The following is a 20,454-nucleotide window of genomic DNA, read 5'->3' as shown; positions in this document are numbered from 1 at the left end:
CCACCTAAAAAACAGGTGGGGGTTTTTGGTAGTGAAGTAGTTTACATTTTTTGTTTTTAGAATATATAATAATTATAACGATTAAGTAATTTATAAACTCGGTAGGTGATAAAGTTGAAGGAAAATATAAAATATCAAATAGATAAGATTACTAACGAAATAAAAAAAATAATTCCGGTAGAAAAAATCTATCTATTTGGCTCTTATGCTTATGGAAATCCAACACAAGAAAGTGATATAGATTTGTGTATTGTAGTTAGTGAAAACACAATAAGTAAAAGGGACATATTGCGTCTTATAAGAAAATCATTAGTGGATGTTGCTGATTTCCCTATTGATATTTTGGTGTATTCGAAGGAGGAATTTAGTGAAAGAGCAGAAATTGGATCTACAATAGAATATAAAATTGTTCATGAAGGGGATTGTTTATATGAACAGTAAGGATATTGCTAATGAATGGTTTGAGTTTGCTGAAATGGACTTAAATTCTGCAAAATTTCTTTTAAATATGCACCCTAAACCTTTAGAAATAATTTGTTATCATTGTTAACGAAGTGCGGAAAGAATAAAGAATTTTGTCCTAGAAAAAGTAAAAAATTATAGTGAAAAATTCTAAAATAATGATAAAATATAATTAACACAGCATTTTGAAAGGGTAGGGTGCTTGATATGAAAAATAAGGTGAATGTTAAGATAAATGGCTGTGAATATACATTGACGGGGACAGAATCAGAAGAGTATTTATTTTCACTGGCTAATTTTGTTGATAAAAGGATTAGGGAAATAAGAAGGAATAATATAAATCATAACGATACTTCTGCTGCAGTTTTAACAGCCCTTTTGATTGCAGATGAGCTTTTTAAATTAAAAAGGGAAGTTGAAGAAATTAAAAAGTCTATAGAAGAGCCAGCTAAAAAGCTTGAAATGCTGCAGTTTGAATTTGAAAACCTTTATAACCAGTATAATTTTGTCCTTGAGGAGAATAATAAATTAAAGCAGGAAAATGAAGAATTAATGTTAAATCTTCAAGAGGTTCAAAAACAATATGAGGAAGCGTCCTTAACCTTTGAAGAATACAGCGAAGAATACAAGAAAATGAAGGAAGATTACGAAAGGCTATATGTTGAAAATCAAAGGCTGCAGGCGGAGGTTAGCCAAAGGGACGAGGATATTAATGAGCTTAAGGATAAACTTTTGGAGAGTGAAATTGAAATTGTAAGGCTCAAAAAAGATTTAAAGGAAGCAAGGGATTTTAATAAGAAAAACTTTTACAATAGGGGGTAACCCCCTATTTTTTGTGGGAGGGAAAACATGGTAGAACTTTTAGCCCCAGCAGGGGATTTTGAATCCTTAAAGGCGGCAATTCTTAACGGTGCCGATGCTGTTTATATAGGCGGAAAGGAATTTTCAGCAAGGCAGTATGCGGGTAATTTTGATAGAGAAGAGATAATAGAATCAGTAAGATTTTGTCATGCATACGGAGCCAAGGTTTATGTTACTTTAAATACCCTTTTAAAAAACAATGAAATTGAAAGGGCCCTTGAGTATGCTGCCTTTTTATATCAAAACGGAGTAGATGCCCTTATAATTCAAGACATTGGACTTTTAAAGCTTTTAAGGGAAAACATAAAGGATTTTGAAATTCATGCCAGCACCCAAATGACTGTCCACAACCTTGAAGGTGTTAATTTTTTATATTCTCAAGGGATAAAAAGGGTAGTTCTTGCAAGGGAACTTAGCCTTAATGAGATAGAATATATATGCAAAAATACCGAAGCGGAGATTGAGACATTTATCCATGGGGCACTTTGCATATCCTTCTCAGGGCAGTGCCTTTTTAGCAGCATAATAGGAGGAAGAAGCGGAAACAGAGGAAGATGTGCACAGCCCTGTAGAATGCAGTATTCCTTAGATGATGGGGATAAAAAATATATCTTAAGTCCTAAGGATCTTTGGACTTTAGAACATATTGAAAAACTAATAAGAGCAGGAGTAAAGTCATTAAAGATAGAAGGAAGAATGAAAAGGCCGGAATATGTTGCAACGGTAGTTAGAGCTTATAGAAGGGCAATTGATGGGATTTTAACTCGGGAGGATAAGGAGGATGTTGTAAAGATTTTCAACAGAGGAGGCTTTACAACGGCCTATTTATTTGATGAAAATGGACCTAAAATGATGTCCTATGAGAATCCTAAAAATTGGGGTGTTTTACTAGGGAAAGTCATAGGAAAAAAGGGGAAATTCGTTCAAATAAAACTTGAGGAAGAACTTAACTTAGGAGACGGAATTGAGATATTTGGAAAGGGGATAGGAGTTCCTGTTAATACTATTTACGATAAGGATGGGAGGGAAATTCAAAGGGCTAAAAAGGGGGACATTGTAAAAATTTACTTTGAGGATGCAAAGGTTGGGGATATTTTATATAAAACTCAGGATACAGAGCTGATTAAAAGGGCAAGAGAAAGTTTCGAGGGTAAGGATACAAAAAAAGTTCCCTTAATTGGAAGATTTAACGCTACAAAGGATGGAATGGAACTTGAAGTTATAGGTCCCAAAAGGATAAAGATAAGCCTTGATGGGGTTGAAATCGCAAAGACAAAGCCAACAACTAAAGAAAGGATAATTGAAGCCCTTTCAAAGACGAAGGAGACTCCATTTTTCTTTAAAAATATAGAGGTTGAAATTGAAGATAACCTTATGATTCCTATTTCAAAATTAAATGAAATAAGAAGAAGGGCAATTGAGAAACTTCTTGATGAGCTTCAGGAAAAAAGGGAAGATATAAAGGTTAATATTAATTTTGAAAAAAGGGAAAAGGTAAAAGAGCCAAAGATCATTGTTAAAACTGGAAGAATAGATATTGCAAAAGAGGCACTTAAAAATGGCGCTGATATTGTATTCTTTGGAGGAGATAGATTAAGGATAAACAAAGGGGATATTGAGGATCTTTTAGAATATAAGGATAAAGTTTATCCACATTTTCCTGAGATAATTATAGAAGAATTTGATTATTACAAAGAGAGGGCAATTAAGCTAAAAGATTTAGGATTTACAAAGGCATTATGTGGGAATATAGGCTTTTATAATACGCTTTTAAACTTAGGTTATGATGTTTATCTTGATAAGGGCTTTAACATTTTAAACTCATTCTGCCCCGATACCTTTGAAAATGAGGGTGTATATCTTTCACAGGAATTGAATCTTTTAGAGCTCAAAGACCTTATATCAAAGACAAATAAGGATACAATTGTTTTTGTCTACGGAAGAACAAGGATGATGGTTAGCAGGCATTGCCCAATAGGAAGTGAGAAGGGGTATTCTAAGTTAAATTGCCCAAAGGTTTGTGAAGATAAAATTCATTATCTTAAGGACAGAATGGGGGAAAAATTTTTAATAGCAACGGATCTTTATTGTAGAAGCCATATATTTAATTCAAAGATAACTATAATGCTTGAACATATAAAGGACCTTATAAGTCTTAATAGTAGCTTTTGGGTTATGGAATTTTTAGAGGAGGATGCAAAATTTTCAGGTGAAGTTGTAAAAGCCTATAAGGATGCTCTAACAAGGGGGCTTAAAGGCGATTTTTCCTTGAGTAGTGGTACAAAGAGAATTTTAGAAGAAAACAAAAACAAAATAACAAAGGGACATTTTTATAGAGGTATTCTTTAAAGGGGATGATTAGATGAACGAAAAAACGTTTAGGGTTTTAGAATATAACAAAATAATTGAAATGTTATCTAAGAGGGCACTTTCAAGCAAAGGGCGAAAAATGTGTGAGGAGCTTTTACCAACATCAAATCTTTTAGAGGTTGAAGATAGGTTAAGGGAAACAAAGGAAGCCTATGATGTTGTTTTAAAGTGGGGAAGTCTTCCATTGGAAGGAGTTAAGGACATAGAGGATTCGGTAAAAAGGGCAAAAATGGGATTTACATTAACCCCTTCAGAGCTTTTAAGGGTTTCTGATATCTTAAGAGTGACTAAAAGATTAAAATCATTTTTTGCCGATGGTGCTAAAAAGGAAAATTACCCAATAATAAATGAAATTATAGAATCCTTATTTTATATTAAAAGCCTTGAGGAGGACATTGAAAGGGCAATTGTAAGCGAAGAGGAAATAGATGATAGGGCAAGTGAAAAGCTATATAGCATTAGAAGGGCAATAAAGGATAAAAACCAAAGGGTAAAGGAAAAACTTCAATCGATGCTTCACTCCCTTTCAAAATATCTTCAAGAGCCAATTATTACAATGCGAAACGGAAGATATGTAATTCCTGTAAAATCTGAATTCAAGGGAAGCGTCGCAGGGCTTGTTCATGACCAATCGGCCAGCGGTTCAACTTTATTTATAGAACCCATGCCTATAGTTGAGCTAAATAACGAAATTAGAGAATTAGAACTTAAAGAAAAGGCAGAAATAGAAAGAATCTTAAAGGAGCTCTCAGAAAAGGTAGCTAAAAATTCTGAGGAGCTTTTGCACGACAATGAAAACATAGCCTATTTAGACTTTTTGATGGCAAAGGCAAAGTTTGGACTCGATCTTGATGCTTCAATTCCTGAGGTAAACGATAAGGGGATTATCAACATGAAAAGGGCAAAGCATCCCCTTATAGACAAGGAAAAGGTTGTTCCTATTGATATAAGACTTGGGCAAAATTACAACGCCCTTGTTATAACAGGACCTAACACAGGAGGTAAGACGGTTACATTAAAGACCACAGGCCTTTTAACGTTGATGGCAATGGCAGGTCTTGCAATCCCATGTTCCGATGGTTCTACGGTTTCTGTTTTTAACAAGGTCTTTGCGGATATCGGGGATGAACAGAGTATAGAACAGAGTCTTTCAACCTTTTCATCCCATATGAAAAATATTATAAACATAGTTAAAGAAGCTGATGAAAAGTCTCTAATTCTTGTTGATGAGCTTGGGGCAGGAACGGATCCAAGCGAAGGTGCAGCCCTTGCGATGTCTTTGTTGGAATATTTTTATAAAAAGGGTGCTAAATTGGTTGCAACTACCCATTACAGCGAAATTAAAGTATTTGCTATGGAAAAGGAAGGGTTTGAAAACGCCAGCGTTGAATTCGATGTGGAAACCCTAAGGCCGACCTATAGGCTTTTAATTGGAATTCCCGGAAAGTCCAACGCCTTTGAAATTTCAAAAAGGCTTGGGCTTGACGAGGACATAATAAACAGGGCAAAGGAGTTTATATCAAAGGATGTTGCAAAGTTTGAGGATGTAATTCAATCCCTTCAAAATAAGACTTTGCTTCTTGAAAGGGAAATCGATGAGGTTCAAAAGATTAAGAGAGAAAACCTTGAGCTTAAAAAGGAATACTCAGAGAAAAAATATAAGCTTGAGAGCCAAAGGGATAAGGAAATAAAAAAGGCACAGGAAGAGGCAAGAAGGATTATAAGGCAGGCAAAGGAAGAGGCGGATGCCATTTTAAAGGAGCTTAACGAACTTAGAAAAAGAGCTCTTGAGGCGGAAAGCATAAGGGAAGCAGAAGAGGCAAGGAAGAAATTGAAAAATAAACTCGATGCAATGTCAAGCAAAGAGGAAGAAGTAATCGTAAAGGATGGAATGATAGAGGCAAGGGATATAAAGGTCGGAGATGAAGTGTATGTTTCAACAGTTTCTGCAAAGGGGACGGTTCTTTCGCTTCCAGATGCCAAGGGTGAAGTTTTAGTTCAAATTGGGGTTATGAAGATGAGTGTTCCACTTGATAAATTATTCATAGAAGAAAAGGGTAAGAAACAGGCTCAAAAATTAGGAACAACAAAGATTATAAAGGAAAAGGCAGAAAATATTTCAACAAGCATCGATTTAAGGGGACAGACAATAGATGAAGCACTTTATAATCTTGATAAATATCTTGATGATGCTTTTTTATCCGGTCTTACTAAGGTTACTATAATCCACGGTAAAGGGACAGGTGCCTTAAGGGAAGGAATACAAAGGGCCCTAAGAAGTCACAGCCATGTAAAAAGTTTTAGGCTGGGTGATTTTAGTGAAGGCGGAAGTGGGGTTACAATTGTTGAACTTAAATAAACTTTTAACAATAGTTTACTAAATTCAGATTTTACTATATAATTTATACTTGTGCGACTTTTGAGGGTGATATAAATGATTTTGGTAAGTGCTTGTCTTTGTGGAGTAAATTGTAAGTATGATGGTGGAAATAACTTCAATGAATTTTTGTATCAAAAGTTAGAAGAAGGCAAATTAATCCCTATATGTCCAGAACAGCTTGGGGGGATGACTACTCCAAGGCTTCCTTCTGAAATCATAGGAAGTGCAAAGGATGTATTGGAAGGTAAAGGACAAGTTGTTAATATCAAGGGTGAGGATGTAACTAAATTTTTTATTAAGGGAGCCTATGAAACTTTAAATATAGCAAAGGCTTTAAACTGCAAGGCAGCTATTTTAAAATCTAAAAGCCCATCCTGTGGAAAAGGCTATGTTTATGATGGAACCTTTTCTAATAAATTGAAGGAGGGTAATGGGATAACAGTAGAGCTTCTTTTGAAAAATGGGGTTGAAGTAGTAGATGAAAAAGACGTTGCTGCAATAGAAAAACTACTGGAAAGGATGATATAATGGAGGCTAGAAAACTAGAAACCTACGAAGAAAAGGAAACCCTAAAAAAGGAGCTTGGTCTTTTAGAGGCAATAGCAATAGTAATTGGTGTCGTTATAGGATCAGGTATATTTTTTAAGCCAGCAATAGTTGCTAAAAATGCTGGTGCACCAGGCCTTGGAATATTAGCTTGGGTTGTTGGAGGAATTATTACAATAGCTGCAGGACTTACCGTTGCAGAAATTGCAGCAGCAATTCCAAAAACAGGAGGGCTATATGCTTACCTTAAAGAATTATATGGAGACCTTGCAGCATTCCTATTAGGATGGGTTCAAATTGCTGTGTATTTTCCAGGTTCAGTTGCTGCCCTTGCGATAATCTTTTCTATTCAGGCAACGACATTTATTCCAATGACAGAAATGCAACAAAAACTCTTAGCGATTTTTGTTTTATTTTTCCTATCTGTAGCAAATATTATTTCAACTAAATTCGGTGGAAAAATTCAAACTGTAGCAACAATAGGAAAGCTCATTCCTATATTTGTTATAGCTATTTTTGGGCTTATAAAGGGGACAGCCCATGGTTTTACTCCTATTGTAGCTCAAGAGAGCACAGCAGGAGGATTTGGACTTGCAGTTTTAGGAACTTTATGGGCATATGATGGATGGATAAATGTTGGTAATATAGCAGGAGAGCTTAAAAATCCAGCAAAGGATCTTCCAAAGGCTATAATAATCGGGCTTGGACTTGTGTTAGTTGCATACCTTTCAGTTAATCTTGCAGTATTAAATGTATTACCATTTGACCAAGTTATAGCATCAAAGAAGGCAGCATCAGATGCAGCAGTTGTTATGTTTGGAAACTTTGGTGCATCCTTTATATCCCTTGGAATTTTAGTTTCAATATTTGGGGCTTTAAACGGCTACATCTTAACTGCTTCAAGAGTTCCATATGCAATGGCAGAGGAAGGGTTACTCCCATTTAAAGGATTTTTTTCAAAATTAAGCCCAAAATCAGGAACACCAATAAATTCAATAATCTACATTTTTGTAGTAGGAACTATATATATAATGACAGGATCCTTCGATACACTAACTGATCTTGTTGTATTTGTTCTGTGGATATTCTTTACTATGGCTGTTGCTGGTGTATTTGTTTTAAGAAATAAATTTAAGCACCTAAAGAGGCCATATACAGTTCCACTTTATCCAATAGTTCCGTTTATAGGAATTGCAGGTGGACTCTTTATACTAATTAGCACAATAACAACAAGCACAAATAGAGCACTATTAGGTCTTGGAGTAACGCTTATTGGTATTCCGATTTATATGTATTTAAAGAGAAAGTAATACTAAGGCAGGGTAAAACCTGCCTTTTTTATTTAGATTTGAATAAAAAACTTAAATAATATAATTGACAACTGATAATGGTAAATTTATATTGTTCTTAGAAAATAAATAACGATACTTAAACGAATTTAGGGAGGGAATTTGTGGGGATTTGAAAGAAAAGTATTTCTAGAACTGCACAAGAGATTAGAATTATAGTAATGGAACATATAATATGTATTTTAAAAAGTATGGGTTGGTAGGAGGAGAACCTATGAAAAAAGCTATAATAGGTGGGACAGGTGTCTATGATTTATACTCAAATTGCTATTCAAAAACTATAAATACGAAATATGGAGAAGTAGTGGTAGATGTTGTAAATATTAATGGAGAAGAAATTGTCTTTTTAGCAAGACATGGTAAGGGCCATACGGTTCCTCCACATCTTATAAATTACCGCGCAAATTTAAAGGCACTTGAAATGCTTGGTATTAAATATATTTATGCTACTGCAGCAGTAGGATCCTGCAATGAAAATTATCAACCTGGTGATGTAGTTATTTTGACTGACTTTATTGATTTTACTAAAAGTAGACCTTTAACATTTTATGAAGGTGGGAAAGATGGGGTAGTACATACGAGTATGGACAATCCTTATTGTCCAAATCTTATCAAAAAGTTTTATGAAGCTTCAAGGGAAGTTGGCTTAAAGGTTAAGGGAGAAGCTGTATATGTATGCACAGAGGGTCCAAGATTTGAAACAAAGGCAGAAATAAAAATGTATAAAAATCTAGGTGGAGATGTAGTAGGAATGACAAATATCCCAGAAGTAGTATTAGCAAAGGAATTGGGTATGTGCTATTCAGCGATAGGTATTATAACTAATTGGTGCACTGGAATGAATACAACAGATATAGTATTGCATGATATTCAAGGCAGTATGAACAAAAATAAAGAAAAGATTATGGAAACATTTTTAAAGGTTTTTTTAGAAAAAAAATTAGACCAAGATAACTGCAAATGTAAAGATAGCAGAATAAAGTTATAACACTGTTAAGGTAAAGTAGTGTGTTGACTACAAATAAGTTGTTAGGACATAAAACCAAAAACAAATTATTAAAAGGGATAGTGCTTTTTCTATCCTTTTTTTATTACCTGGCACGAAAGCTTAAGTTCTGTTATAATCTTCTTGAGGTGATAATATGTTAAAAGGCAGCAAGACCTTTATAAGAGCTATAGAGATGGAGGATGCAAGGATACTTTCTGCTTGGCTTAACGATAGGGAGACTAATGCTTTTTTGGATATAGTATATCCCTTATCAAAACGCTATTGTGATAACTTTACTTTAGAGGGCGAGGAATATAACAAAAGGATATTTATAATTGATAACGAAGATAGAAAACCTATTGGTTTGGTTGTTATAGATAAGATTAAATGGGAATACAGAAACTGCGAGATTGGGATTGTAATATATGATAAAAATTACAGAGGTAGAGGTTATGGCAAAGATGCATTAGGGACGGTTCTCAAATTTATATATGAAGATATGAATATGCACCTTGTTTATTTAAACGTTGTTGAGGAAAATGAAGCAGCAGTTAATTTATATAAAAAATTTGGGTTTAAGGTTGAAGGAATCTTAAGGGATAGGTATTATAAAAATGGAAGGTATTATAATATAATTGTTATGAGCAAGGTAAAGGGAGAGTGATAAAATGAAAATTGGGGTTATAAGCGATCTTCATGGATATCCAAAAAAATTTGATATGGCATTAGAAATTTTAAAGGATTGTGAAGTTATTCTTTGTGCTGGCGATATTTTATATCATGGGCCAAGGAATCCTATCCTTGAAGGTTATAATCCAATAGAGCTTGCAGATAAAATAAACAACTCTGAAATTCCCGTAATTATAGCCAAGGGAAACTGCGATGCTGAAGTCGATGGAATGGTTCTTAATGTTCCAGTTTTTTCTCCTGTTGTATTTTACGAGAAGGATGGTTTAAGGATAATTGTGCTTCACGGGCATGATTTTGATGAGGAGAAATTAAAATCAATAGCAAAATTTTATAAGGCAAATTTAGTAATAACAGGCCATACTCATGTAAGAAAATATGAAAAAATAGATGGTGTTACATATATAAATCCAGGAAGCATAGGAGTTCCAAAGGAAGATGGCAAACCAAGCTGTGTAAAAATTGAAGATGGTAAAATAAAGTTTATCAATTTAGAAAACGGAAATATACTTGAAGAATACAATATATGATAAGCAAAGACGGAAATTATCAATCATATATTAATTTGTGAGGGGGATTAATATGGATTATAAAGAACTTTTAAAAAATGCAAGGGAAAACTTAAACGGAAGCTGTAGAGTATGTAGAGAATGCAACGGGATTGCCTGTGCAGGGGAAGTTCCAGGTATGGGCGGAAGCTTAACTGGTTCTGCATTTATAGAAAACTATGAAAGCTTAAAAAAGGTAAAGTTAAACATGAGGCTTATACATGATGCAAAGGATCCTGATACATCCGTTGAACTATTTGGTAAAAAGCTAAGAATTCCTGTTCTTGCAGCACCGGTTTCAGGAACAACCCTTAATATGGGAGGAAAGTTTACCGAAAGGGAATATATTTCCTGGGTAATAGGCGGATGCCTTGATGCAGGAATATACCCAATGGTTGGTGACACTGCAGTTGATGCCTTTTTGCCTACAAATCTTGAGGAGCTTAAAAAAGCTGGCGGTGAAGGAATTGCAATCATAAAGCCTTGGGAGAATAAAAATGTCATTCAAAAGATTAAAATGGCAGAAGAAGCAGGTGTTTTTGCTGTTGGAGTTGATATAGATGCAGCAGGGCTTATAACCCTTGCCCTTCATGGAAAGCCAGTTGGACCAAAGACATTAGGGGAGATAAAGGAGCTTGTAAATAGCACAAAACTGCCTTTTATATTAAAGGGAATTATGACGGTTGAAGATGCACAACTTGCGGTTGAAGCTGGTGCAGCAGCAATAGTTGTTTCAAATCACGGTGGAAGAGTTTTGGATCATACTCCAGGTGTTGCAGAGGTTCTTCCTAAGATAGCGAAGGAAGTTAAGGGAAAGATCACGATACTTGCTGATGGCGGAGTAAGAACAGGAGTGGATGTTCTTAAGATGCTTGCCCTTGGTGCCGATGCAGTTCTTATCGGAAGACCATTTGTTACCGCATCCTTTGGAGGAGGAAGGGAAGGAGTTAAACTATATATAGATAAATTAGCAAATGAATTAAAATCAGCAATGATTTTAACAGGATGCAAAGATATAAAAAGTATAGATTCAAAAATTATATATAAAATGGAGGAATAACTTAGCAGGATTTATTAAATTTCTGTAGAATATTATATAAAGCTAATAAAAATATATTCGAATATAATTAGTTAGTTTGCCCTTTGCCAGTTCTAACTAGGTTATATTCGGCAAAGGGCATATTATTTTTAAGGGAGGTTTTAAAATGCTAACTAAAAATGCTCAAGAATTTAGAAACTTTTTGCGTTCACAAAATATTGAACTTGAATTTTTCGAAGGGGATAACGGTGAAACAATAGTAGAAACCGTTCAAAGTCTTAATTCAGGATTAAAACTTAGGATGGTAATTATTTTTGGCGAAGATGATGGTATAGTAAGCATATATGGACTTGATTTTGTTTCAGCGATAAATCCAGCAAGAAAAAATTATATATATGAATTATTAAATGAGCTTAATAAAAAATATACTTACTATAAATACATTCTTGATAAGGATACGATACGAATCGAAACCCACGCAGTTTTTAGCGATAATTTCAATCCCCATGTAGTTATGACACAATTAATCGGTATGATGAGATTAGTAGAATCGGATTATCCTGAACTTATGAGGGTAATTTGGGCGTAAAGAGTAAAGCTTAGGGCAGCTTAAAATGCTGCCTTTTTTTATTGATGTCTGCCTATTTATAGTGTATAATTTAACTAAACTAAAAAATTAGTCTAAATGAATTGAGAAATGCTGAAAACTGAATCTTGGGGGGATTCTGTTGAAAATTTTGAAAAAAATTGTTGCTGGGCTTATATTTCTTAGCTTTAATATAAATACAGTCTTTGCTGGTGTATTATCTGGAAAAAGGATAGTTATTGACCCTGGGCATGGAGGAAGCGACCCGGGGGCTGTATCTGGACAAGTTAGAGAAAAGGACATAAACAATTCTGTGGCAAGAAAACTTGCAGACCTTTTAAAGGCTGAGGGTGCAGAGGTAATTTTTACAAGGGAACCTGAAAAGGATATTTATATTACATTAGCAGATAGAGTTAACATATCAAACAGCATAAATCCTGATTTATTTATAAGTATCCATAATAACGCCAGCATATCATCTGCTGCCAATGGAGTAGAAACATATTATAGTTTAGTAAGACCTAACATATTAAGCAGTAAATATGCCGAATACGCTGGAGATAGATACCCAGTTTTGAGGGAATCAAGAGAAAATAATATTAATTATGTCTATATGTTAATGGGTGACGAAGAAATAAAAGTTGAAAAGACTAAGGTTAAGATAGTTTATAAATACGTTGAATATGAAGGTAATAAATATGAATGTTTAAGGGAATCAAGGGAAAACGATATTGATTATGTATACATATTAGTTAATGGTAAAGAAGTAAAAGTTGAGAAAAATAAGGTTAAAATCGTATATAGTCCAAACCCATGGCAGGCGCTGGAGAGTAAAAGAATAGCCGAGATAATTGTTAATAACTTAGCTTCACTAGGGTTTAAATACAGAGGTGCAAAGGATAATAATCTTTACGTTACAAGAAATACTACATCACCCTCTGTCCTTTTGGAACTTGGATTTATTACAAATCCAGATGATAGGCAAAAGCTAATCGATCCGATTTACCAAGAGAGCATAGCACAAAAAATATTACAGTCCCTTTTAAGTTATTATGAAGTATATGAAAATAATAAAATTAAAGCCTTTGGAATGCCTGAAAAACCAGATTTAGTTTTATCGAGGGATAAAATACTTCTAGGGGATTCGATAGACTTTACATTTAAGGGAATAGAAGATACACTTTTGAAAAAGGTAGAAATAAAATATTTAGATGAAGTGGTAGCAAGTTCGGAAGCTCAATTTACGTTTACTCCAAATAAGGATGGAGAATTTGAAGCAATTCTTTACTTAAAGTCGCCTGATTCAGTAAATGAATATGATGAGGTAATATCAAAAAAGTTTAACGTATATAAATATCCAACAATAAAAAATATTATTTTATCTCCTGATAATCCTACTTCAAAAAATAATATAACTATAAGCATAGAAAAGGAAAATGGAAGTTTAGTAGGATGTGATTATACCTTTGAAATATATAAGGGAGAAAGAATAATACTTTCCGGAACATCAGATAAGAACGTAATAAATTTTATTCCAAACGAGGATGGAGAATATAAAGTAATTATAAAATTAAAGGACAAGCTTAGTAAAAATGAATATGATGACATAAAGGAAGCTAGCTTTATAGTAAGGCCAGAAGAAGCTGCATCAAGAGGGACAAATACTCAAAACCAGACAACTCAGGTTATTAATGGAATGTTTAAAATAAATAGAGTTCTTAAAAGGGGAATGATAGGAGAGGATGTAAGGGAGCTACAGAGGGCTCTAATTAAATTAGGATATTTAAAGATAAGCACACCTACCATAACTTTTGGGCCGTCAACTGAAACTGCTGTAAAGGCCTTTCAAAGGGCAAATAGGCTTAATGCTGATGGCATTGTAGGAAAAACAACTGCAGATATAATAAACCTAAATTTAGCAAGACTTGTTAATAACACCCAAGTTTCTAGGGGGAGCATAAATCAGAATGCAACAAATAACCAACTATTAAAGATAACTAGAGTATTAAAGAAGGGAATGACAGGAGAGGATGTAAGAGAACTACAGAGGGCACTAATAAGATTAGGATATTTAAAGATAAGCACACCTACCATAACTTTTGGGCCGTCAACTGAAGCTGCTGTAAAGGCCTTTCAAAGGGCAAATAGGCTTAATGCTGATGGCATTGTAGGAAAAACAACTGTTGACAAGATAAACAGTCTTTTAAAAAATAGATTTTAAAAAGTAAATGCGGGCATTGCCCGCATTTACTTTTTAACTAGTTCTTTGTAGATTACAATAAGTCCAGAAAGCCCAACTAGAGCGTAAATTATTCTTGAAAGTAGAGCTTCTGCACCGCCAAAGAGTGCTGCAACGAGGTCGAACTTAAAGAAGCCAACAAGTCCCCAGTTTAATGCGCCAATCAAAACAAGAGCAAAGGCAATAGGATAAAGCTTTTTCATAATTACCCTCTAAGGATTATTTTCAGTATATTATATTTTTATAATTTATTATTTATGCTTAAATTTTTAAATTCTTCTAAAATTTTTTCTGTTAAGTTGTCGGAGATGATACACATAATTTTTATAAGCTTACTTGGAGGCTTTTCATTTGCCCATTCTAATTTTTCATGGAATAAATTTTCTATTGTTTCCGAAAGCATAATTCCTGTTCCAGTTATAGAAATAGTTCTTTTGTCGCTTTTTTTGCATCCTTCATGAATTGTGCAAACATCGCATTCTGTGCAATGCTCAGGGGACAAAAATTCAATTCCATATTTTTCTTTAAACATCAAGCCAATCGATTTTAATAATTTATTCAAAGTTTTATCTGCTTCTTTAAACTCATCCTTTGTATAGTCAGTTGTGTTTATTTTTCCTATAACTAAAATAAAATTTTTATCCTTTAAAAGCTGATTAGCTGTTGGAGAAAAGGGAGGACAGCCACCATTTACGCCAAAGTTTGGACAACCTTCCCTGCAGTAGTTTCTAACCCTTTCTATATCTATAACCAAATCTTCATATTTATATTCTCCAAATTTTATTTCAACAGCAGTATTATCGATTTTTATAGTTTTAACAAAGCTCATGATAGCCCTCCTTTTAAAGAGCATTGTTTATCTTTTTACAAATAGTATAACAAAAGATTAACCTATATGTCAGCTAATGAAATAAATAAATTAAAATCAGGATATACTAAAAAAGAAGGAGGGTGTGATATGTGGAAGGATAAATTAAAGGCGTTTTTCACAAGGCAGCCTGTTGAAAAACACGATACAGCTGCTTGGGCCAATATAAAGGAAACCAAAGCAGAATCTAATGTTCCTATTCCCGATATAATCGATGTTGAAAATGCAAAGGAATATGTAGAGGAAAATAAAAAATAACCCCCAAAATGGGGGCTATTTTTATTGCATTTCAGCAAGTTTTTTTAAGGTTTCAAATTTTTCTTTAGCATGCTTTTCTGCGATGGCAAAGAGCTCTTCTGCCCTTTCTGGGAAGGTGTTCATAAGGGATGTATATCTTATCTCGCTCATCAAGAAGTCTCTAAATGAACCCTTTGGTTCCTTAGAATCAAGGACAAATGGATTCTTGCCCTGTTCTTTAAGTTCAGGATTGAATCTATACAGATGCCAATATCCTGTTTCTACTGCCTTCTTTGATTGATTTATTGTAGTTCCCATGCCTGTCTTGATACCATGGTTGATACATGGTGAGTAGGCGATTATTAAGGATGGTCCTTTATAGTTTTCTGCTTCAGTTATAGCCTTTAATGCTTGATTCATGTTGGCACCAAGGGCAATCTGTGCAACGTAAACATATCCGTAGCTCATCGCAATCATTCCAAGGTCCTTCTTCCTTATGTTCTTACCAGCAGCTGCAAACTTAGCAACAGCAGCCGTTGGAGTAGATTTTGAGGATTGACCTCCTGTATTTGAATAAACCTCTGTATCAAGAACCAATATATTAACATCTACGCCCTGTGCAATAACGTGATCAAGACCGCCAAAACCTATATCGTAAGCCCATCCGTCACCACCTATTATCCAAATAGATGGTTTTACAAGATAGTCTTTTCTTTCATATATTTGCTCTAAAGTTTCGTTACCCTTGAAGGATCCTTCATTAAAGGCTTGAAGAACCATATTTGCAGCTATCTTTGATGCTTCACCGCTGTCCTTTGCTTTTAACCATTCCTCAAAGGCCTTCTTAAAGGGTTCCCCTATATTCTCCTTAAGGGCAGTTTGCATAAGCTCTGCAATTTTATCCCTTATTTGTGCATAGGCAATTGCAATACCAAAGCCGTATTCAGCGTTGTCTTCAAATAGTGAGTTTGCCCAAGCAGGTCCCTTGCCATAGGCGTTCTTAGTGTATGGAGTTGATGGTGCACTACCTCCATATATAGAAGAACATCCTGTTGCATTTGCTATTATCATTCTATCTCCAAATAGCTGAGTTATAAGTTTAATGTAAGGTGTTTCACCGCATCCTGGACATGCCCCATGGAATTCGAATAAAGGCTGAGCAAACTGACTACCCTTAAGAGTAAATTTATCCATTAAATTATCTTTAACTTTAATTGTTGTTGCGAACTCCCAATTTGCAGCTTCCTTTGCCATCTGTTCTTCAGCTGGCTTCATAATTAGGGCTTTGCCTGGTGCTGGACATATATCAGCGCAGTTTCCACAGCCGGTGCAGTCGTATGGGCTAACTTGAATTCTATACTGTAAATGTTCAAAGCCTTTACCCATAGCCTGCTTAGTCTTGAAGACCTCTGGTGCCCTCTTAACTTCCTCTTCATCAAGTAGGAGTGGCCTTATTACTGCATGTGGACATACAAGAGAGCATTGGTTACATTGAATACATTTATCAATTTGCCATTCTGGTATTAAAACTGCAATTCCTCTCTTTTCATAAGCAGTTGAACCGTTTGGATAAGTTCCATCCTCCATACCAACAAAAGTTGAAACTGGAAGGTTATCACCTTCAAGTTTTGCCATAGGCCTTAAAATCTTTTTAATAAATTCAGGCTCATTTGTATCTTTAATTTCTTCATCTTTAGCATCAGCCCATGATGCAGGAACGTCAACTTTAACTATGCTTTCAATGCCCATATCAACTGCCTTTTTATTCATTTCAACAATATTTGCACCCTTTTTGCCATAGGTCTTTTCAATGGATTCCTTTAAGTATCTTACGGCCTCTTCTACTGGTATAACGTTAGAAAGTTTAAAGAACACAGATTGCATAATCATGTTTATTCTTCCACCAAGGCCTATTTCTTGGGCTATTTTGATAGCATCTATTATATAGAAGTTTATATTGTTTTGTGCAATATATTTTTTCATCTTAGCAGGAAGCTTTTCTTCCAGCTCATTAACATTCCATGGGCAGTTTAGAACGAAGGTTCCGCCCTTCTTTAAGCCTTTTAAAAGGTCATAATTGTATATGAAGGCTTTGTTGTGGCATGCGATGTAGTCTGCAGTATTAACAAGGTATGGAGCCTTTATTGGCTCTTTACCAAATCTTAAGTGGGATACAGTTGTTCCTCCTGACTTTTTACTGTCGTAGGAGAAGTATCCTTGAACATAAAGATTAGTATGATCTCCTATAATCTTTATAGCCTGCTTGTTGGCACCAACAGTTCCGTCTGAGCCAAGTCCAAAGAATTTACAGCTTATAGTTCCCTTTGGAGTGGTTTCGATATCTTCTCCAACAGGGAGGGAAGTGTGTGTAACGTCGTCAACAATACCTATTGTAAAGTTGTTTTTTGGATTTTGGCTCATAAGGTTTTCAAATACAGCGATGATTTGTGCAGGAGTTGTATCCTTTGAACCAAGTCCATATCTTCCACCGATTATTAAAGGTTTATTTGTATAATCATAGAACATCTTAACAACATCAAGATATAAAGGTTCTCCAGCTGATCCTGGCTCTTTGGTTCTGTCAAGAACAGCAATTCCCTTAACTGTTTTTGGTAAAACTTCAAAGAAGTATTTAGAAGAGAAGGGTCTATAAAGATGAACCTTAACAAGGCCAACCTTTTGTCCCTTTGCCATTAGGTAGTCCACAACTTCCTCTGCGGTATCGCAAACAGACCCCATCGCAACTATTACATATTCAGCATTAGGATCGCCGTAGTAGTTAAATGGTTTGTAATTTCTTCCTGTAAGTTTGTTTATCTCCTGCATGTAATGATTTACGATGTCTGGAACTGCTTCATAGAACTTATTTGCAACTTCCCTTCCTTGGAAGTATATATCCGGATTTTGGGCAGTTCCCCTTGTTACAGGATGCTCAGGGCTTAGAGCTCTTTTCCTAAATTGATTAAGGGCATTGTAGTCGATAAGCTTTGAAAGTTCATCATATTCTAAGAGTTCAACCCTTTTAACTTCATGGGATGTTCTAAATCCATCGAAGAAGTGTAGGAAGGGAACCCTTGATTTAATGGCAGAAAGGTGTGCAACTGCACCAAGCTCTATAACCTCCTGTGGATTTGCTGATGCTAAAAGGGCAAATCCGGTTTGCCTTGTTGCCATAACGTCCTGATGATCACCAAAAATAGATAGAGCATGGGCAGCAATTGCTCTTGCGCTTACGTGGAAAACACCAGGTAAGAGCTCTCCGGCGATTTTATACATGTTTGGAATCATAAGTAAAAGTCCTTGGGATGCCGTATATGTAGTTGTTAGGGCACCACCCTGTAGTGAACCGTGAACAGCACCAGCAGCACCTGCTTCTGATTGCATTTCAACAACCTTTACGGTTTGACCAAATATATTTTTCTTTCCGTTTGCAGACCATTCATCAACAAGCTCTGCCATTGTTGAGGATGGGGTTATAGGGTAAATGGCTGCAACTTCCGTAAAGGCATAGGATATGTATGCGGCGGCGGTATTACCGTCCATCGTTTGTGTTCTCCTAGGCATATTTCTACCTCCTTTTATTAATATCTAAAAAATAGTTTTAGCATAATTTAACTTATTATGCGAAAAAATAATCTTTTACATATTATAACAAAAGAAAATAATTATTTAAAGATAAATATTAATATTTTCTTAAAATTTAATAAAAAATCCCCAAAAAGGGGATTAAAATCTTTTATAGATTTCTTCATCAAAGGGCCTTTTTCCAAGGTTGCTTAGTGAAAAACCAATAGGACCAAGGCTAGTTAAATTGTTTATCTCCTTTGGGATTATTGTTCTTGAGACTTTATCATATATGGAATTTATATATTTATCCTCGGGCAAAATGGAAATAGGATTTAAAAGGTCGGGGTTTTTATCCATAAAAATCACCTCAGTATAATTGTGGCTAATTGATTAAAATATATTCATTAAAATGGTATAATTATATTAGAAATTATTTTGGGGGTTTTATTATGTCTGTTGAGCTTACTTTTGTATGGCGAGGAGAGCTAATCGAGAGCATCCACAGAGGAGATGTAGTTGTTGTAAATTCAAAGGGGAAAATTTTAGCCTATGCTGGCGATCCATTTAAGGTTACTTACATAAGGTCTTCAGCAAAACCTATTCAGGCAATTAACGTATTTTTAAGCGGTGCCTATGGAAAATTTAATTTTTCGGATGATGAAATGTCAATTATGTGTGCCTCCCACTTTGGGGAAGATTTTCACATAAAAACGGTTAAAAATATTTTAAACAAGATAGGTGCAAGTGAAAAGGATCTTCTATGTGGTGGAGGTTACTCAATAAATAGGGAATATGCCTTAAAGCAGGCAAGGGAAAATATAACTATAACTCCCCTACATTCTGACTGTTCGGGAAAACATGCAGGGATAATTGCAAGCTGCATAGCAAAGGGATATGGAATTAAAGATTATAACAAACCCAATCATCCTGTTCAAAGGGATATTTTAAAAATTATTTCCAAGATGTGCGAAATAGACAAGGATAAGATAATCCTTGGGATTGACGGTTGCTCTGTTCCTGTATTTGGCATGCCAATATACAATCTTGCTTTAGCCTTTGCAAAGCTTTCTAATCCCAAGGATCTTGAGGATGACATTAAATTTGCATCTGAGAATATTTTTAGAGCTATGAATACTTTCCCAGAGATGGTTGCAGGGACAGGGGGATTTTGCACAGAACTTATGAAAAATACTAAGGGAAAACTTATCGGAAAACTTGGTGCTGAAGCTGTTTATGCCGTTGGTGTCAAGGATTTAGATATTGGAATTGCCGTAAAGATAGAAGATGGAAACTTTAGTAGAGCCCTTTATCCTGTCGTCGTTGAGGTTTTAGAAAGGCTAAATGTTCTTGATGAGGATGAAAAGGAAAAGTTAAAAAAGTTTAAAATTATCGACAATAAAAACAGTGTTGGAGATATTGTAGGTGTAATAAAACCTGTATTTACATTGAAATATTTGTAATACTAGGCTATCTAAAAGGATAGCCTCAGACTGTTGAAAAAGTTGTTTTTTGATAAGCCCCGTGAAGGATTTCCCTGGCATTCGCTCATTTCGCTAAGCAATTCTAAGCTTTTCTTTGTTTTCAAAAGTCCTACCCTCGTGAGCCGACATCCGTGTCGGCCACTCGGCTCTGCACGTCCGTGTGCAGAATTACGGACTTTTGAAAAGTCGAAAAGCAAGAATTGCTAGAGCTCATGAGAGATGCCTTTTTGAAATCCATTCACGGGG

At 35.0% G+C, this 20,454-nt stretch carries 18 protein-coding genes; 14 read left to right on the top strand and 4 right to left on the bottom strand.

Going from position 1 to position 20,454, the window contains the following annotated elements:
• Positions 1-105 precede the first annotated feature (105 nt).
• The 12 genes from Q3V94_RS12690 to Q3V94_RS12635 all read left to right on the top strand — a co-directional run bounded on the left by Q3V94_RS12690 (position 106) and on the right by Q3V94_RS12635 (position 14,037).
• Positions 106-441 (top strand): nucleotidyltransferase domain-containing protein, encoded by a 336-nt coding sequence (locus Q3V94_RS12690; RefSeq protein ID WP_303528249.1) that lies wholly within the window; start codon positions 106-108, stop codon positions 439-441.
• Between the two features lie 228 nt (positions 442-669).
• Complete coding sequence (gene zapA, locus Q3V94_RS12685; RefSeq protein WP_303528247.1) at positions 670-1,284, top strand: cell division protein ZapA; 615 nt, start codon at positions 670-672, stop codon at positions 1,282-1,284.
• A gap of 27 nt (positions 1,285-1,311) precedes the next feature.
• Positions 1,312-3,672, top strand: coding sequence for a DUF3656 domain-containing protein (locus Q3V94_RS12680; RefSeq protein WP_303528245.1), 2,361 nt, complete (start codon positions 1,312-1,314; stop codon positions 3,670-3,672).
• Between the two features lie 13 nt (positions 3,673-3,685).
• Positions 3,686-6,052 carry an endonuclease MutS2 gene (locus tag Q3V94_RS12675; protein WP_303528243.1) on the top strand — a complete coding sequence of 789 codons (2,367 nt, stop codon included), beginning with the start codon at positions 3,686-3,688 and terminating at the stop codon, positions 6,050-6,052.
• A 75-nt stretch (positions 6,053-6,127) separates the two neighbouring features.
• Positions 6,128-6,601, top strand: coding sequence for a DUF523 domain-containing protein (locus Q3V94_RS12670; protein ID WP_303528241.1), 474 nt, complete (start codon positions 6,128-6,130; stop codon positions 6,599-6,601).
• The gene (locus Q3V94_RS12665) at positions 6,601-7,929 is read left to right on the top strand and encodes an APC family permease (protein ID WP_303528239.1); all 1,329 of its coding nucleotides are present in this window, start codon (positions 6,601-6,603) and stop codon (positions 7,927-7,929) included. Before Q3V94_RS12670 ends, Q3V94_RS12665 begins: the two co-directional genes overlap by 1 nt.
• Before the next feature lie 253 nt (positions 7,930-8,182).
• Entirely contained in the window at positions 8,183-8,956 is a 774-nt protein-coding gene (locus Q3V94_RS12660) for an S-methyl-5'-thioinosine phosphorylase (RefSeq protein ID WP_303528237.1), read from the top strand.
• A 154-nt stretch (positions 8,957-9,110) separates the two neighbouring features.
• Positions 9,111-9,620 carry a GNAT family N-acetyltransferase gene (locus Q3V94_RS12655; RefSeq protein WP_303528235.1) on the top strand — a complete coding sequence of 170 codons (510 nt, stop codon included), beginning with the start codon at positions 9,111-9,113 and terminating at the stop codon, positions 9,618-9,620.
• A 4-nt stretch (positions 9,621-9,624) separates the two neighbouring features.
• Positions 9,625-10,173, top strand: a complete 549-nt coding sequence (gene yfcE, locus Q3V94_RS12650) for a phosphodiesterase (RefSeq protein WP_303528233.1) — start codon at positions 9,625-9,627, stop codon at positions 10,171-10,173.
• A 52-nt stretch (positions 10,174-10,225) separates the two neighbouring features.
• Positions 10,226-11,251, top strand: coding sequence for an alpha-hydroxy-acid oxidizing protein (locus Q3V94_RS12645; protein WP_303528231.1), 1,026 nt, complete (start codon positions 10,226-10,228; stop codon positions 11,249-11,251).
• Between the two features lie 145 nt (positions 11,252-11,396).
• Positions 11,397-11,819: a YbjN domain-containing protein gene (locus Q3V94_RS12640; RefSeq protein WP_274765964.1), complete on the top strand. Its 423-nt coding sequence runs from the start codon at positions 11,397-11,399 to the stop codon at positions 11,817-11,819.
• A 139-nt stretch (positions 11,820-11,958) separates the two neighbouring features.
• On the top strand, positions 11,959-14,037 hold the full coding sequence (locus Q3V94_RS12635) for an N-acetylmuramoyl-L-alanine amidase (protein ID WP_303528230.1): 2,079 nt from the start codon (positions 11,959-11,961) through the stop codon (positions 14,035-14,037).
• Between the two features lie 26 nt (positions 14,038-14,063).
• On the opposite strand, the gene Q3V94_RS12630 is transcribed toward Q3V94_RS12635, so the two are convergent.
• Positions 14,064-14,258: a DUF378 domain-containing protein gene (locus Q3V94_RS12630; protein WP_008907923.1), complete on the bottom strand. Its 195-nt coding sequence runs from the start codon at positions 14,256-14,258 to the stop codon at positions 14,064-14,066.
• 38 nt (positions 14,259-14,296) lie between these two features.
• Complete coding sequence (locus tag Q3V94_RS12625) at positions 14,297-14,884, bottom strand: DUF2284 domain-containing protein (RefSeq protein WP_008907924.1); 588 nt, start codon at positions 14,882-14,884, stop codon at positions 14,297-14,299.
• A 129-nt stretch (positions 14,885-15,013) separates the two neighbouring features.
• Between Q3V94_RS12625 and Q3V94_RS12620 the strand changes: the two genes are divergently transcribed.
• Complete coding sequence (locus Q3V94_RS12620; protein ID WP_008907925.1) at positions 15,014-15,181, top strand: DUF3787 domain-containing protein; 168 nt, start codon at positions 15,014-15,016, stop codon at positions 15,179-15,181.
• 21 nt (positions 15,182-15,202) lie between these two features.
• Here Q3V94_RS12620 and nifJ read toward each other — a convergent pair whose 3' ends face one another.
• Positions 15,203-18,724, bottom strand: a complete 3,522-nt coding sequence (gene nifJ / locus Q3V94_RS12615) for a pyruvate:ferredoxin (flavodoxin) oxidoreductase (RefSeq protein ID WP_303528227.1) — start codon at positions 18,722-18,724, stop codon at positions 15,203-15,205.
• Positions 18,725-18,886: 162 nt separating this feature from the next.
• On the bottom strand, positions 18,887-19,084 hold the full coding sequence (locus Q3V94_RS12610) for a hypothetical protein (protein WP_008907927.1): 198 nt from the start codon (positions 19,082-19,084) through the stop codon (positions 18,887-18,889).
• A 92-nt stretch (positions 19,085-19,176) separates the two neighbouring features.
• On the opposite strand from Q3V94_RS12610, the gene Q3V94_RS12605 reads away from it, so the two are divergent.
• Entirely contained in the window at positions 19,177-20,187 is a 1,011-nt protein-coding gene (locus tag Q3V94_RS12605) for an asparaginase (protein WP_303528226.1), read from the top strand.
• Positions 20,188-20,454 lie beyond the last annotated feature (267 nt).

Source organism: Caloramator sp. CAR-1, from assembly GCF_030546345.1.
Taxonomy (GTDB): Bacteria; Bacillota; Clostridia; order Clostridiales; family Caloramatoraceae; genus Caloramator; species Caloramator australicus.
The sequence above is the reverse complement of the archived record's forward strand: the minus strand, read 5'-3'. Positions and strand labels throughout refer to the sequence as shown.